Origin of the sequence: Ruegeria sp. HKCCA5763 (genome assembly GCF_013034545.1) — a bacterium.
GTDB lineage: Bacteria > Pseudomonadota > Alphaproteobacteria > Rhodobacterales > Rhodobacteraceae > Ruegeria.
Map to the genome: position 1 here is coordinate 83,081 of NZ_WQGF01000006.1, position 16,542 is coordinate 99,622.

At 57.2% G+C, this 16,542-nt stretch carries 12 protein-coding genes; 11 read left to right on the plus strand and 1 reads right to left on the minus strand.

Annotated elements, in window-relative coordinates:
- Window positions 1–9: 9 nt before the first annotated feature.
- The gene (locus GOV89_RS11940) at window positions 10–963 is read right to left on the minus strand and encodes a dihydrodipicolinate synthase family protein (RefSeq protein WP_171238290.1); all 954 of its coding nucleotides are present in this window, start codon (window positions 961–963) and stop codon (window positions 10–12) included.
- Window positions 964–1,108: 145 nt separating this feature from the next.
- Here GOV89_RS11940 and GOV89_RS11945 point away from each other — a divergent pair, with 145 nt between their 5' ends.
- From GOV89_RS11945 to glp, 11 genes are all read left to right on the plus strand, one after another.
- On the plus strand, window positions 1,109–1,882 hold the full coding sequence (locus GOV89_RS11945) for an aspartate dehydrogenase (protein WP_171177122.1): 774 nt from the start codon (window positions 1,109–1,111) through the stop codon (window positions 1,880–1,882).
- A gap of 2 nt (window positions 1,883–1,884) precedes the next feature.
- Window positions 1,885–2,850 (plus strand): LysR substrate-binding domain-containing protein, encoded by a 966-nt coding sequence (locus GOV89_RS11950; protein ID WP_171177120.1) that lies wholly within the window; start codon window positions 1,885–1,887, stop codon window positions 2,848–2,850.
- Window positions 2,851–2,931: 81 nt separating this feature from the next.
- A complete protein-coding gene (locus GOV89_RS11955; protein ID WP_171238291.1) occupies window positions 2,932–4,362 on the plus strand; it encodes an NAD-dependent succinate-semialdehyde dehydrogenase in 1,431 nt (476 codons plus the stop codon).
- Between the two features lie 115 nt (window positions 4,363–4,477).
- A complete protein-coding gene (locus GOV89_RS11960) occupies window positions 4,478–6,715 on the plus strand; it encodes a PAS domain S-box protein (RefSeq protein ID WP_171238292.1) in 2,238 nt (745 codons plus the stop codon).
- A gap of 136 nt (window positions 6,716–6,851) precedes the next feature.
- A complete protein-coding gene (locus GOV89_RS11965) occupies window positions 6,852–7,958 on the plus strand; it encodes a cytochrome-c peroxidase (protein ID WP_245223287.1) in 1,107 nt (368 codons plus the stop codon).
- An 11-nt stretch (window positions 7,959–7,969) separates the two neighbouring features.
- Window positions 7,970–9,154, plus strand: a complete 1,185-nt coding sequence (locus GOV89_RS11970; protein ID WP_171177114.1) for a cytochrome-c peroxidase — start codon at window positions 7,970–7,972, stop codon at window positions 9,152–9,154.
- A 5-nt stretch (window positions 9,155–9,159) separates the two neighbouring features.
- Window positions 9,160–9,729 (plus strand): arsenate reductase (azurin) small subunit, encoded by a 570-nt coding sequence (locus GOV89_RS11975; RefSeq protein WP_171177111.1) that lies wholly within the window; start codon window positions 9,160–9,162, stop codon window positions 9,727–9,729.
- A 14-nt stretch (window positions 9,730–9,743) separates the two neighbouring features.
- Entirely contained in the window at window positions 9,744–12,425 is a 2,682-nt protein-coding gene (locus tag GOV89_RS11980; RefSeq protein ID WP_171238293.1) for an arsenate reductase (azurin) large subunit, read from the plus strand.
- A gap of 141 nt (window positions 12,426–12,566) precedes the next feature.
- The gene (locus GOV89_RS11985) at window positions 12,567–14,777 is read left to right on the plus strand and encodes a HEAT repeat domain-containing protein (RefSeq protein ID WP_171177107.1); all 2,211 of its coding nucleotides are present in this window, start codon (window positions 12,567–12,569) and stop codon (window positions 14,775–14,777) included.
- 14 nt (window positions 14,778–14,791) lie between these two features.
- Window positions 14,792–15,277: a hypothetical protein gene (locus GOV89_RS11990; protein WP_171238294.1), complete on the plus strand. Its 486-nt coding sequence runs from the start codon at window positions 14,792–14,794 to the stop codon at window positions 15,275–15,277.
- Window positions 15,270–16,514: a gephyrin-like molybdotransferase Glp gene (glp, locus tag GOV89_RS11995; protein ID WP_171177103.1), complete on the plus strand. Its 1,245-nt coding sequence runs from the start codon at window positions 15,270–15,272 to the stop codon at window positions 16,512–16,514. The genes GOV89_RS11990 and glp overlap by 8 nt, the downstream gene beginning before the upstream one ends.
- Window positions 16,515–16,542: the final 28 nt, after the last annotated feature.

The window sequence follows — 16,542 nt, forward strand, 5'->3', positions numbered from 1 at the left end:
GCAGCCTTGTCAGACGCGAAGGCCGCATTCGTCGAATGCCTTATGAATGATCGTCTTCTCGGCCTCGGTCAGTTCCAGCATTGGTGGGCGCACACGGCCACCGACCTGACCCAATAATTCCTGCCAGTATTTTCCAAAGGCCGTGGGTTTACCCGCCGGGCGCGTGCGTTTCATGGCATCCCGGACAGGGTTGAGGCTGTCAAACACACGTCGCGCTTCATCCGCCTTTCCGGCAAAAGCCAAATGTGTGTATTCGTTCATCCGCTGATCGACCTTGCTTTGCAGCTGATAAGGCGGGGAGGAACAGAGATAGAGCTTCCAGTCGAGTTCCAGGATATTGTCCAGCCATTCATGTTCGGCTGAGGTTGAGACATGGATCTTGTCTCCGACCATATGTGTCAGCTTCACATACATCTCACGAGGGACTGAGTATTTGATGGCCACGATATTCGGCAAGTCCGCTATGCGTGCGCATTCTTCGGGTTGCATCAGATAACCGCTGTCCGGATGGCTCCACATGGCGATGCCGATGTCCAGTTCGTCACAGAACCGCTTGTAATATTGGTAAAGAACCTCACCGCGATCCTGCACAAAGCTCAGAACCGGCGCGTGCAGCACGATGTAATCCGCGCCGCAGTTCTGGGCATGGTGGGCCAATTCCAACGCCGTATTCATGTTCTGATCCGAGACCGAGACAATCACCCCGGCCTTGCCCGCGCATTCTTCGACTGCAATTTCGAAGTTGCGCTTGCGTTCTTCGATGCTCATCGAAAAGAACTCGCCCTGTTTGCCGGCGAAGAACAGGCCCTGAATGTCCAGATCGTCTATCCAATGCCGGATATTCGCGCGCAGCCCGGGTTCATCCAAGGACAGATCTTCATTGAACGGGTTCAATGCTGCAGCCCAGATCCCTGTCATGTTCTCGCGGGCATAAGCTTTTGCGTCGTGTTTGGTGTATTTCATAGAATGCAGTCCCAGTGGCTTTGGCCCCATGAAAAGCACACTGCGACAGTCGATCCAGCCCGATTTCGGGGAAATGGTTATCTGAAAAAATTATACCGCAAACTTACCAATTCAGATTTCTTCTGTGCTGGTCTAGGATTCAGGTATGAAAATAGCAATCATTGGAACCGGCGCAATTGCGCAATATGTTCAGCGCGCCTTACCAAAGCATGAGCACGAAGTGGTGGCGTTTCTCGTCAGACCACATCGTGTTGAGTCAAAAACGCCTTTATTTGTTGGCTCGGTTGATGACTTGCCAGACGGCACCGACATGGTTTTGGATTGCGCCGGGCATGAGGCCTTGGCCGGTTTGGGGCCGCTCATACTTGCTAAAGGTATCGACATCATCAGTGTTTCTGTCGGTGCACTGGCGGACCGGAAGACCGCAGATCGGTTGGAAAGCGCGGCACGGCAGGGTGGGGGACACTTGCATCTGGCCAGTGGTGCCATCGGCGCTTTGGATTGCCTGAGCGCAGCGGCGGTCGGTTCGCTCACATCTGTTACCTATGTTGGGCGTAAGCCGCCAGCGGGGTGGAAAGGATCGCTTGCCGAACACAGCCTGGATCTCGACAAGTTGAGTGACGCAAAAACCCATTTCCAGGGTTCTGCCCGCGAGGCGGCGCTGTCTTACCCAAAGAATGCAAATGTCGCGGCAGCCGTGGCATTGGCAGGATTGGGATTTGATGACACACAAGTTCGTCTGATCGCAGACCCAACGATCCAAAAGAACATTCACGAGATCGAGGCTGAAGGCGATTTTGGCACCTTTCAGTTTCGGATCAGTGGCACAGCACTGCCTGACAATCCAAGAAGCTCGGCGCTTGCAGCGATGAGTGTGCTGTCCAAACTGAACCAGCTTAATAATCCGATTGTGCTTTAACCATGGTTGGGCGTCACTCTCGCATCGTTGATCGTGCTTTGACACGCCTGAAACTGCGTCAACTGCGTCTGCTGGTTGCCGTGGGTGCGCATGGCAACATTCAAAACGCGGCCCGAGAGTTGGGCATTTCTCAACCTGCGGCCACCAAAATGATCCAAGATCTTGAACTGGATTTTGAGGTCAAACTGTTCACTCGCACCAATCGTGGGGTGGTGCCAACCGTTTTCGGAGAGACCCTGATCCGTCACGGCAAACTGATCTTTGCGCAGGTTTCGAATGCCGCGCAGGAATTGGATGATCTGAACGAGGGTAACTCGGGTCGTGTCGTTGTGGGTACATTGCTTGCTGCATCAACCAGTCTCTTGCCTGCAGGCATTGAACTGTTGCTGGAAGACCGTCCGAATGTTGCGGTCAAGATCAACGAGGGCACGAACGAAGTTCTGATGCCTCGACTTCTGTCGGGTGAGATCGATATGGTTGTTGGCCGTCTGCCGTCACACCGGCATCGCGACAAGATTCGGCAGGAAAAACTGTTCGAGGATCGAATCTTAGCGGTTGTTGGCCCTCAACATCCGCTTGTCCGTCGCAAAGACGTGACGTTTGCTCAAACCAAACCCTTTGGCTGGATACTGCCCCCGCAAGAGACTACGTTGCGGCGTCAGGTCGATCATTTCTTTGTTGGGCAGCAGCAATATGTGCCACCGGTCATGATCGAGTCGGTGTCTTATCTGACGAACCGCGCCTTGCTGCAGTCGCGCGACCTGATTGGTCTTATGCCAGCCGAGGTTGTTGCGCAGGATATCGAACATGGTCACCTTGCCAAAGTTGATTGGAACGTGCCCTTCGGTCAGGGGCCGATCGGTGTTTCTTTTCGTGCTGACGATGATCTGTCACCTGCCGGGCGGGCGTTTAAAACGGCACTGCACAAGGCAGCGCAGGGTAAACAAGCCAGCTATTCGCCAAAGTGATACCCGTATTTGTTCAATTCACTTGAAGTAATGCGAAGCATCGAGCGATCTGAAAACAACGCTAAAAGAGGTGTTAGCTTCATGTATCCAGAGCTTAAACTGTTCATTGATGGCACGTGGCGAAAAACCGACCGCGATATCCCGGTGATCAACCCGGCAACCGAAGAAGAGCTTGGGCGGTTGCCCTGCGCATCGGTGAAGGATCTGGATGATGCGTTGGAGGCGGCTGTCAAAGGTTTCCGCGTTTGGAGCCGCACGTCTCCGCGTGAGCGCGCGGATACAATCCTGCGCGCCGCAGCCCTGATGCGGGACCGTATCGACACGATTGCGCACTCAATGACGTTGGAGCACGGCAAACCCCTGAAGCAAGCCCGGCTGGAAGTGATCCGCGGGGCCGAGTTTTTTGAATGGGACGCTGGCGAGGCCATGCGGACTTATGGGCGGATCATTCCGGCGGCTCCGGGTCACAAATTCGCGGTGCATCGCCTGCCAATCGGAGTTGTCGCAGCATTTTCCCCGTGGAACTTCCCCATGAGCCAACCGGCAAGGAAAATCGCTGGTGCGTTGGCTTCGGGCTGTTCGGTGATCCTTAAGGCTGCGGAAGAAACCCCTGCTGGGGCGTTGCATATTGCCAAAGCGTTTGAAGATGCGGGATTGCCTCCGGGCGTTCTGAACCTGGTATTTGGGGAGCCAGCAGAAGTGTCCGGATATCTGATACCACAAGACCCCGTGCGTCTGGTGGCTTTTACCGGTTCAACAGGTGTTGGGCGGCATTTGACCACCCTTGCGGCCCAGCATGATACGCGTGTGCTGATGGAGTTGGGCGGCCACGCGCCGGTCATTGTCTGTGAAGACACGGATGTTCAGGCGGCGGCGACATCTGGTGCGGTGCGAAAAATGCGCAACGCCGGGCAAGTATGCACGTCGCCGACCCGCTTTTTCGTGTACCAAAGCATCTTTGATCTCTACGCCAATGACTTTGTGAAACGGGCAGCGGCCACAGTTGTCGGCAACGGCTTGGAGTCAGGGGTCGAGATGGGCCCGCTGGCCAATGAACGCCGCGTGCCTGCCCTGACCGAATTGGTCGAGGATGCACGGGCCAAAGGGGCAACTGTCGCCACGGGAGGCGCGCCGATAGGCAATCAGGGCTATTTCTTTCAACCTACAGTCTTGTTGAACGTTCCCGATACCGCGCGGATCATGCAGGAAGAGCCTTTTGGTCCCGTGGCGGTCATAAACCCCGTGGCCTCATTGGATGAGGCAATCGATCAGGCAAATTCTGTCCCTTACGGTCTGGCCGGATATGCCTTTACCAACAGGGCGGATTACATCGACCGATTGATCGATGAGGTTGAAGTAGGAAACCTGTCGATCAACACGCTTGAAGCGTCGATGCCGGAAACGCCTTTCGGCGGTGTGAAATCCAGTGGTTCTGGCCGTGAAGGCGGAACAGAGGGGCTTGAGAATTACATGACGGTCAAACACGTCTGGCATTCGGCTGGCATCGTCTGAGAGAATCCGCAACCCGACTTCTGCGCGATTTGCCGCGCTATAGGCTCTTCGCAATACTCGCTTGAAGCGGGTACCAAGGGTAAACGCACACTGCAAGGATCAGGTCGGAGGTATCATGGTCTTCAGGCACAGCCTTCCCGCGACGGCCACAGGTGAAACATCCGAAAGATCTATGGCCGCACCGCTTGGAGTGGCCATCGCCATGGGGGTCGCGTTGGTCTTCATCCTGTCGGTGTTCCTGTACATGTCGCGCGAAACGACAGACCGGATCGGTGAAATGCGAAAGGTCTGGCAGGGCTATTCAGTCGAGACCACCCCTCGCGGCTATTGGATATCGGAAATCCGGGGATATTTCGGCTATGGCGGGTTGATTCACAACTTCAAAAACTACGTCCTGCGGCACGACGCAGAATACTCGCCGACCTTAAAATCCCAGTCGCAGAACCTTCTGACAACCATCGAAACCTACCGCAACGCCGCGCCGTCGCAGACTGAATTGGATGCATTGCAACGCATCGAACGGGTGGCGCTGGAATATATCGGGAATATTCCCAAGATTGAGGCGGGCATAGCAGCCGGCCTGCGTGCCGAAGAAATAGATGCTTTGGTGCGGGTCGACGACAGTGACGCGCTTGCGGCGCTTTCTACGCTGGAGGCACTGTGGATCACCGAGCGCGATCAAAGCTTGTCGGACATGGTTCAGGCGTTCTCTGAAGGGGAACAGCTGGTGCGCCGCTTCTCGGTTCTGCTGGTCGGTTTAATAGCGGTGGTTGGGGTTATTGCCATCCTGACCACGTTGCTGATCTCAAACATCCTGCGGACCAATCGTCGTTTGAAGGCTGAGTTGGAACTGCGCGAGCAAGTGGAACTGGCCGAGCGCAAGCTTGCGCGGGCTGTCGAACAAAGTCCGGCTTCGATCATCATCACAGACACCGAGCTGAAGATAGAATATGCCAATCGCAAGTTCTTTGACCTCAGCGGATATGAGGCGGATGAGGTCTATGGGCACACGCCCAGAATGCTGCAATCGGGACATTCGGGACAGGGGGTTTACGCCGATCTAAGGCAGAAATTGCAACGTGGTAAAAGCTGGTATGGCGTGTTTCGGAATCTCAGCAAGGATGGCAGCCATTATTGGGTTTCAACTGCGATTTTCCCGCTGGTCGATCAGAACGGCAAAGTCACGCACTATATCGGGATTGGCGAAGACATTACCGAAACCCGGCGCACGCATGAGCAATTTGCCCAAGTGCAGAAGATGGAAGCTGTGGGTATTCTGGCAGGCTCGGTCGCGCATGATTTCAACAACGTGTTGATGAGTATCACTGGAAACGCCGATTTGATCGAACTGGATGCGGAAGGGATTGACGACATCCAGACCTCGGTCAACCATATTCGCATCGCTGCGCGCCGGGCTCAGGCATTGGTTCGCAAGATGCTGACCTTCGCCCGACAAAGACCGCGCAACCCCCGTCGCGGCGATATGGTCAAAGCCACGCAAGAAGCGCTGGATCTGATCCGGGTATCTGCCCCGCCTAGCGTTCAGACGCGCTTTGATATCGAGGTCGAAACTGCCTTTTCCGATTTTGATGGCACACTGTTCTTTCAGACCCTTCTGAACCTGTGTCACAATGCGTTTGAGGCTATGGGCGATCAGCCAGGTGAGGTTGCGTTGCGTATCGGCCTGGTCGACAAGGGTGCGTTGGACGATTTGCCGGACGGCGCTATTGGGGTGATCCGTTTAGACGTCAGCGATACCGGCCCTGGCATTGCTGAGGATTTGCAGCAACAAGTGTTCCAACCTTTCTTTTCCACAAAACCCGTCGGCAAAGGCACAGGTCTGGGTCTGACCATCGTGCACAACAGCGTCGAGGAATGTCATGGTCGTGTCGAACTGCATTCAGAACCGGGCAAGGGCACATGTTTCAGCTTGTTCTATCCGTTGATGCCCGCGCTCAGCCCCGAAGATCAGGCTGAGGTCGAAGCAGTGGCAGGGGACGAACATGTCCTGTTGGTCGACGATGACGAGAACATCCTTTACGTGACGCGGCGGCTGCTGACGCGATACGGATATCGTGTCGAAGCTTATTCCGATCCGTTGAAAGCGCGCGAGGCGTTTCGTGAAGCTCCGGAAAGCTATGACATCCTGATCAGCGACCTGATGATGCCCGGCCTGCGGGGGACGGACCTGATCGAATCCGTGCGCGCAATCCGGTCAGACTTGCCTGCTATTCTGATCAGCAGCTATTTCGATGATGCCGAGGTGTCCGTTGCCGGGGCTTCCCCAATCATGGTTCAAAAGCCGCTTGAAATTCAGTCACTTGCCCGAATTATCCGGTCTCAGATGACCTGAGTTTGTAACATTATTTAACATCTCTTCTTAAAACTTAACAAAGGTCAAATTCTCACGAAACAACTGACCCTTAGTGTTCGCCATACCGATCCCCAATCACCCGGAGAGATCGGATTAGCGATAAAGGGGCTTTTAGATGATGACCAAAGCCAGAACATGGTTCTCGGCGCTTTCGACAGCTTCGCTGCTGACGATGAGCGTCGCGTTCCCGGTTCACCAGGCCCTGGCGGATGAGCCGGGACCGGTAGAAGCCATAGAGTTCGACCCCGCCAAGGCGGCCCTTGGCAAACGTTTGTTTTTTGATCCGCGCCTGTCCGGCGACACCGAGCTGTCTTGCGCCAGCTGCCACCAGCCGGAAAACGGGTTTACCGACGGGCAGGCCCTGTCGGATGCCTATTCCGGCAGCTTGCATTTCCGCAATGTTCCCACGCTGATCAACAGCGCCAAGCGGGCAGCGTGGTTCCATGACGGGCGCATAGGCACCAACCTCAACGACGTGACCCGCGAAAGCATCACCGAGACATACTCGATGAATATGGACATGCGTCTGATGCAAGAACGCATCAAGCAGGACCCCGTCTATGTCGAGATGTTCGAAGCCGCCGGCTTTGGCGAGCCTTCGAACGGCGGTGTCCGCAATGCGATTCCGGAATATTTAAAAACGCTGATCTCGCGCGGGGCACCCTTCGACACCGGTGAGATGTCGGATGAGGCCAAAGCGGGGTACGAGTTGTTCAACGCGAGCGGCTGTAATTCGTGCCACTCGGGCGAGCGCTTCACCGATGACCTGCCGCACAATATCGGCGTTGGCGACAATCCCGATATCTGGGCAACTCCGGAACGTCACATCACTTTCGTGACCATGATGAAGTTCCTCGGCGTCGAGAACTACATGAACCTGCGCGCCGATCCTGGTGCGTATATCCGTACCCACACCGCCGACACGTTCGGCACCTTCATGACACCCACGCTCCGCGAGCTGACCTATACAGCTCCGTATATGCATAACGGCTCGATCGCGACGCTTGAAGATGTGGTGGCCTTCTACAACGCAGGTGGTGGTGACGACGAAAACAAGGATCCGCGCATCAAACCGCTGAACCTGAACGAGACCGAGCAAGCACAGCTGGTGGCCTTCCTCAAGGCACTGTCCGGCGATCCGCTGACCGGCCCCGACTTCGTCGCCGAAGAGATCGATACGGACTATGCGCCGATCGAAAACTGGCAAGACGCAACAAACTGAGGAGTGGACCCATGAAAGACCTTAAGTCTTACCTTTCAGGCACAATCGCCACCGCTGCCCTGTTTGCGGTCCTTGGTTCGCAGGCTATCGCGGAAACCAGCATGGAGATTGAGGCCGGCATCGGTGGGGCAGACCCCGACCCTGATGCGCCGCTTGTGGCATTGGGTGAGCCCCCAATCCCGTTGGACAACCCCCAGACCGAGGCCAAGATCGAACTGGGCAAGATGCTGTTTTTCGATCCCCGTCTGGGCGGTAACCCATCGACCCCGTGTTCGTCCTGCCATCTGCCGGATGTGGGCTGGGATGTCGAAGCCCCGATCTCGTTCGGCTATCCGGGCACGACCCACTGGCGCAACAGCCAGACCATCGTGAACTCGGCCTATTACGGCAAACTGTTCTGGGCGGGCTCAAGCAAAAGCCTTGAAAGCCAGGCCAAATCCGCCGCAGGCGGTGCGGTAGCAGGCAACGGCGAGGCCGACATGATGGAGGCGCGTCTGGCCTTTGTTCCCGAATATGTCGAACGCTTTAACGATGTCTTCGGTGATCAATGGCCGCGCATCAGCAACGCATGGCGGGCCATCGCCGCGTTTGAGCGGACCATTGTTCAGACCGACACGCCCTTCGACAACTATCTGCGCGGGGATGATGCGGCGCTGACCGAGGAACAGAAACGCGGGCTTGAGCTGTTTACCGGCAAGGCGCAATGTTCCGAATGCCACAACGGCGCGCTGCTGTCGGATGAGAAATACTACAACACCGGCGTGCCGCCCTATAGCGGCTGGGAAGATGATGGTCTGGCACAAGTGACCTTCCGGTATGAGCTCTATGCCAAAGGCTCGACCGAGGATTTCTATCGTCACACCAAAGACGACCCCGGCTTCTATTTCCGCACCAAGGAAAAGGCCGATCTGGGCAAGTTCCGTACACCATCCCTGCGCTACACCCTCTACACCGAACCCTACATGCATAACGGCATGTTGGAGACGCTCGAGGATGTGGTCGAGTTCTACAATCAGGGCGGCGGCGAAAATGAATTCGCAGCAACCAAATCCGATCTGATCCAGCCGCTTGGCCTGAACGATCAGGAAAAAGCGGATCTGGTGGCCTTCCTGAAATCCCTGTCCGGTGACGAGATTCTGGTCGAAGAACCTGATCTGCCGGATTACCAGCCGCTTCCCGCGGCAGCAGAGGAGTAAGCGTCATGAAAGATCATAACGCAACCGGATGCAGCTGTTCGGGTGAGGCCAAAAAGGCCTGCACCGTGAACCGCCGCCAGTTCCTGTTCGCCTCGGGTGCCACGACCTTTGCCGTGATGGTGGCCATGCCCACCCGTCACGGCCAGGCCGAACAGGTTCCCGCCCTTGTATCCACCTATCCGCGCAAGCTGATCGGCAAACTGTCCGAACTGAAACAGGATGAGCCGGTCGAGTTTTACTACCCGGATGAGGGCGATTATTCGGACTCGATCCTGGTCAAGACCGGCGTGGAAAGCGGCGGTGGCATCGGTCCGCAAAAGGACGTTGTGGCCTTCAACCTCACCTGCACCCACCAGGGCGGGTCGATGTATGACAGCTACAAGCCCGAACATAAGGTGCTGGGCCCGTGCCCGCTGCACCTGTCCACCTATGACGTGACACGGCACGGCATCCTCGTTTCGGGGCAAGCCTACCAGTCTTTACCGCAGGTTCTTTTGGAACTGGACGGTGATGACATCTACGCCGTTGGCATGTTCGGCCTGATCTATGGCCGTTACGACAACCTGATTGCATAAGGGGAGACGGTATCATGGCAACCCCGTATTACGTACCCGAAACAAACGTCCCGCTGCCGCCCAAAGGCGCCGAGGTCATCTCGACCGCCTGTGATTACTGCATCGTGGCCTGTGGTTACAAAGTCTACCGCTGGCCCGTGACGGCCAAACCCGGTGGCCCAACTGCGGACGAAAACGCGTTTGGCGAGGATTTCCCTGTTGCACCTCTGGGTGCCTGGGTCGCGCCGAACCAGCACAATATCGTGCTGCACAAAGGCCAGCCGCACCATGTGGTGATCATTCCTGACAAGGACACGCAATACGTCAACACTGACGGCGACAGTTCCTTGCGGGGCGGGTGTATCGCGCAGAAATGCTATAACCCGCAGACACCGACACGCGACCGTCTGAAGACACCGCTGATGCGGATCTACGGCACATTGATGCCAGTTCCGTGGGATCTGGCGCTGGATGTGGCGGCCGAGGTGGGCAACCACGTCATCGCCAAGCACGGCACCAACGCTTATGGCGTGAAAACCTTCAGCTATCAGTATATCGAGAACACCTATGCGATCTCGAAATACGCGCTGCGCCATATCAACACCGCCAACTTCACTTTCCACGACACGCCGTCCGATGTGACCTCGACCCCCGGTTTCAGGGATGCGGGCTTTGACAACTTTGGCCCCTCCTATGAGGACTGGCGTGACGCGGAAACCCTGCTGGTCTGCGGCACTGATCCATATGAGACCAAGACTATCCTCTATACCCAGTGGATGATGAAGGGGATGCAGAACGGCCAGAAAGAGATCTATCTGATCCCGCGTAGCTCGGCCGGTGTGGCCCATGCAGTCAAGATGGGTGGTCTGCATATCGATGTTCTGCCCGGTACCGACTTGCTGGTCGTCAACGCCATCGCCCGCGTCATCGTGGAAAATGGCTGGGAAGACAGCGACTGGATCAAGAAATGGGTCAACAACAAATGGGAAAGCTCCTCCGGCTTTGGTCAGGGCACCCGGAACACGCCATGGCAGTGGCGCACGACCTGGGGCAAGTTCCAGACCAAAGGCTTTGAAGACTGGAAAGAGTGGCTGCTGTCGCAAGACGAGTTCTCGCCCGAGAACGCAGCCGCCATGGCCGAAATCGATGTGCAGAAAATCTATACTGCCGCCGAATGGCTTGCCAAACCCAAGGCGGATGGCACGCGGCCCAAAACCTCGGTCATGATCGAGAAAGGGTTCTACTGGTCCAACAACACCGGCAACACACAGGCGATTTCCGCGCTAGGCATCATCTGTGGCTGTGGTGGTCGTCCGGGTCAGGTCATTGGCCGGGCCGGTGGACACCAGCGTGGCGGCGTGAAGGGCGGGAAATATCCGCGCAACAAATCGCCCGAGAAGCTGCCGGGTCGCCGTCGCCGCGCCATGGATACCGACCGGTACCTGATCGCAGGTCATACCCGTATGGCCCACGTGATCGGCACCACATGGATCCAGGCCATGTGCGGCAGCCAACAGCTGGCCGACAAGTTCGAGGAACTAACCGTTCGCAACCCGCACCAGATCGCCTCTTTCGACAAGCAAGAGATGATCGACACGTTGAAGGCCCGCGCCGACAGCGGTGGCATGGTGGTGATCAACCAGGACATCTATCTGCAGGACCCGATCGGCAACCGCTACGCCGACATCGTGTTCCCCGCAGCGACCTGGGGTGAAGAGGACTTCTTGCGCGCCAATGGTGAACGCCGTCTGCGTCTCTATCAGAAGTTCTATGATGCTCCCGGTGCGGCAAAACCCGACTGGTGGATCATCGCGCAACTGGCACAGCGGATGGGTTTTGACGGGTTCGACTGGCAGAGCTCGAACGAAGTCGCCGAAGAAGCCGTGCGCTTTACCCGCGGGTCGCGCAAGGACTTCCACGCTGTCTATCGTTTGGCCAAGAAAGAGGGCAAAAGCCTGCACCAGAAGGTCCGTGAGTTTGGCACTGATGGTGTGCAATGCCCGGTCATGCTGGATGCCGATGGCGTAACGCTGATTGAAACCAAGCGTCTGCACGACACAACCCGCACGCTGCCCGATACCGGTGCAGCCGGCGCGGATGTGTTCAACAAGAAGCTGACGCATTTCAACAGCCAAACCGGCAAGTGCAACATTCAGAAATCGCCGTGGGGCCTGTTCTCGGATTATTGGGAATGGCTGAAACCCAACAAGGACGAAGGCGAGCTTTGGGCCACTTCGGGTCGTATTAACGAACGCTGGCAGTCCGGCTTCGACGACCGTCGCCGCCCGTATATCGTGCAGCGCTGGCCGGAAAACTGGGTCGAAATCCATCCCGACGATGCGGCTGAACGCGGCATCGAAAGCGGCGACTATGTGATGGTGTATTCGGAACGCGTTCCGGGCAACAAACACACGCTGCTGGGTGTGGAGGGCGATGACTTTCAGTTCTCGAAACTAATGGAGAACGGGCATATCGAGTTGACCAAAGCGGCGATCACCGCCGTGGCCATGGTCACGCCCGCCATCAAGAAAAGCGTGGTCTACATGGACTTCCTGCACATGCAGCAGCCTGCGAACGCGCTTGAGGGCCGGATCGTCGACTGGATCAGCGGCAACTACAATTACAAGATGGGCGTTGCCAAGCTGCGCAAACTGGGGCCGAGCCCCTACAAGACCTCGTTCCGCACGATGTCCTTTGCGCCGCGCGATATCGCCTGATGAAAGCATGCCGGGGGGCGGACGCCATGCCGCCCCTCTGGTTCGGTCCCACTGCAGAAGGGACCACCTGGAAGGCAGGTATCGGTTGGGAAACCTGCCTTCCACTTCCCAACCCTCCCAACACAAACATGGCAGCTTGATATGAACATTCAGACCAATACCGCCCTGCGAGATGAGGCCACCGGCCTGTTTTCCGAATATGCAAAATCCGAATATGACGTCATTCGTCTGCGAGCGATTCAGGCCCTGACCACCATAGGCGCCAGCAACAGCCCGGCCCTGATCGAAGCGCTGCTGGACGACGATGAGGACGTCCGGCAGGATGCCGCCCAAGCTCTGGGGGCATTGGGTGTGAAAGAAGCAGCCCCGCAGCTACTTGAGAATCTGATTCACGATCCCTGTGGCGAGGTCAAACTGGCCTGCGTGACGGCCCTGGCCGAGCTTAAGGCCGAAGATGCCGCGCCTTACCTGCGCACCCTCGTCACCGGACGCGGGGATGAGATTACATGGGATGAAGACGAGTTGCACCAGGACGAATGGGATGACTGGCTCGACACCCAGATCGCTGCGATCAGGGCGCTGGGGCAGATGGCGGATGCGACTGCGATTGAGCCCATTGTCATTGCTTTGATGGACGAAGACGGGCAGGAGTTGGGCGATGTTGCCTGCGAGGCTTTGGGACGGATTGGCGTACCAGCCGTGCCAACTCTGGGCGTTTTCACACAGTCTTCAAACCGCCGCCTGCGCCACCGCGCCCTACGTACCCTGGCAACGATTGGTGGTGCCGAAGCCGAAGGTCTTCTGCGCAAGGCTTTGAATGATAAGGATGGAGCTGTTCGTTTGATTGCCCATGAGGCACTGATGCCCAACGATCCGGTTTTGGTCGAGCAAGCATTGACGGACTCAGTGGAAGAAATTCGGATTGCCGCGCTCAATCAGTCCGGTTTTTCAGAACCCGAACTGCTGGACCGTATGATGCGTGACCCCGGCGCCAAGGTTCAAATGGCGCTGATCGATCGACTGGATCGTAGCCAGCCTATCGCGGATCAGGAAGACTTGCGCTGGCAAGTGCTGGACTTCCTTGCCACCGGTCAACAGCCCGAGGTATCGGCGCAGGCGTTGGGCCTGTTGTCAGCTTTGGCGCCGACTTTGGTGGCGGATCGCCTGAATGCGCTTTTTTCTGTTGAAAGCGATGACCTCAAGGCTGAGCGCCTGCAATGGGCTATCGTAGATGCTCTTGCAACTTCTCCCCTGCGCGAAGCGGCTGAATGGTTGCAGCGTGCATGTCGCTCACCCTTCCGGTCCGTTCGGCTCAAGGCTGTGGCGTCACTTGCCTTGATTGTTACTGATGTGGATCGCCCGCATGTGAACCAACAACAGGGCCGAGAGTTGCTGCTGTCCTTTGCGTTGGCCCCGATGCCAGTGGCCTCGGAAAAAGAGGAGACCGAGGAAGACGCCCCGCAGAACGATATCGCCGCGCTGGAAGATGCTGGGCTGGACGTCTCAGAAGGGGGCGAGAATGGTCCAACATCAAGCCTCGGTGCAATCCTCGGCCATGACGCTATCGCCGCTGAGATGACACAAGAGGCCGAGGAAGACACGGTTCAACCCCTGACACCGCGCGAGCAGGCGCTGTTGGCCAAGGCAACCCGTCATCCCAAGCGCCGTCGCGTCGCGCTGGACGACGACGCCGAAGCGCTGGACAGAGAGACCCGCATGTCCGCCATCCGCCTGTTGGGCGAAATTCGCGGGATGCAGATCATGCTTGCTCAGATCGCCAAGGACCCCGAAAGCGATATAGCACAACAAGCCTTTGCAGCGCTTGGCGTTTCAATTGTGCGCAACGGGCTAGAGCTGGGCGAAGCGCAACTGATCGATCTGATCACTCAGGGGCTTTCGCACACAGATTCAACACTTTCGCTGCAAGCATTGAAATTGCTGCAAAAGGCCGATCTGCCACCGCAAGACGCGCTGAGAGGTAAGTTGCGGGCGATGGTAAAAACCGGAGACACCGCCTTTCGCATCGATGCCATGCACGTCCTGACCCAATGGGATGGCACCCCCGACGTGGCGCGTAGCCTGCTGGATGACATTTCGGCCCCGGTGCGGCAAGCAGCGATGCGTCTTTTGTCGGTAACTGCTCCGGATCAGGCAGGCGCTGCTATTGTGCCGTTCCTTCTGGCCAACCCCGAGCAACGAATCCTGACCTATGTCAAAGACGACGCCCCTGCAGTGATGTCCATTGGTCGCCAATTGCTGACCGAGTTGCGCGACGAAGACCACCGCGCCGAATGGCCGGTAATGATAAGCGCGCTGGCCGATTTGTTGGGGGAACCTTCACGGGCGGCCTGAACCCGGAGGGACAGATGGTATTTTCGCTGAAACCATGTGCAGCGATTTTGGCAGGGGTATTGGCATTTGCTCCTGTCGCGAAGGCCTCGGATGTTCCCGAGGTTGCCGTTGTGCATCAGATCATCGATTTGAACGCCGATACCCCGGCGCATACCTTTCGGTTTGAACCGAACCTGTTGCGTGTCCCCGCTGGGGCAACCGTGCGTTTCAAAGGGTCTACTGGGCGTCACACGGTAACGTCGATTATCCGAATGATCCCCGTCAGAGCCCGTAGTTTCGAGATCAGAGGCAAGCCCGAGATGGACTTGACCTTCGAGAAAGAGGGTGTGTATGGCATCCGCTGCCGCGTGCATGGCCGCCATGGCATGGTCATGCTGCTGGTTGTCGGCGATCCCAACTCGAACCTGGAAGAAGCGCGCGCCTATCTGCCCAAACTCGGCGAGGCTGAGCAGGCTGGATTTGAAGCGCTGTTCGAACAATTGGAGAACAAAAATGGCTGATGGATGCGCCTGTGACCGCCACGCTCACATGTACCTATCTGTCGATCAGGCACAGAACCGCGGTTTGGCCGTTTCTGATCCGTTGACCGACACGGAAACATTGCCGTTGATTCAAGCGATTGGACGGGTTCTGGCAGAGGACTGTGTCAGCAAGGTCGACATGCCAGCCTTTGATAATTCGGCGATGGACGGCTATGCGGTTCGGACTCAGGATCTGAGCGATGGCCCACTGTTCGATTTGCCCGTCGCTGGACGTATTGCAGCTGGCGACAGCGGCGCGCATTCGGCCCCGGCAGGCAGTGCACTGCGCATCTTCACTGGTGCTCCGGTTCCTGATGATTTCGACGCGGTGCTGATGCAGGAGGACTGCGAGACGACCGAAACCGGCATCCGGTTCACCCGCCGCCCGAAACCAGGGCAGCATATCCGCCGCGTGGGCGAGGACCTGAAAGCAGGTGCCCCGATCTTGCGCCGGGGATGCGAGATCACGGCGCGTGAAGCAGCCGCTTTGGCCTCGGCCGGGTACGGAGCGGTGAAAGTGGTCCGCAAACTGAAAGTTACAATCTTCTCGACAGGAAGCGAGTTGAAGCAGCCGGGCGAAGAATTGGGCCCCGGCCAGATTTACAATTCGAACCGCTATATGCTGTTGGCATTGTTGGACAAGCCGTGGATCGAGCTGACCGACAAGGGCCCGGTTGAAGACAACCCGGTCTTGCTGGAACAGGTCTTGCGTGAAGCCTGTGAAACCTCTGATCTGATTATTACCACGGGTGGTGTATCTGTCGGGGATGAAGATCATATGCCACGCCTATTCGCGGAAATAGGCGGCCAGACTGATGTGATGAAGGTTGCGATGAAACCCGGAAAACCGATCATGTTCGGACGGCGAGAGGGTGCTTTATATATCGGGCTGCCGGGTAACCCGGTGTCTGCCTATGTGACCTGGCAGATCATTGGATCGCAGATGATGGCGCGGCGGGCCGGGCTGCATCGCACGCCTCAAATGCCAGAGCAGGCGGTTCTGGCCGAGCCGCTTCAGCGCCGCGCGGGTCGTCAGGAGTATCGCCCGGTCCAGATCGAAGGCGTGTCCGTAGAAGGTGCGCCCCGCCTTCGGTTAATGGCCCCATCCTACAGCGGGCGCGTCGCACTGTTGGCGCAAGCCGACGGTTTAGCCATAATTCCGGCAGAGATCGAAGCCATGCCCGAGGGGCAGGGGCTGCATTTTTTGCGGTTCTGATGCCGTTTGTTGCGAGGAATTCTGTTAC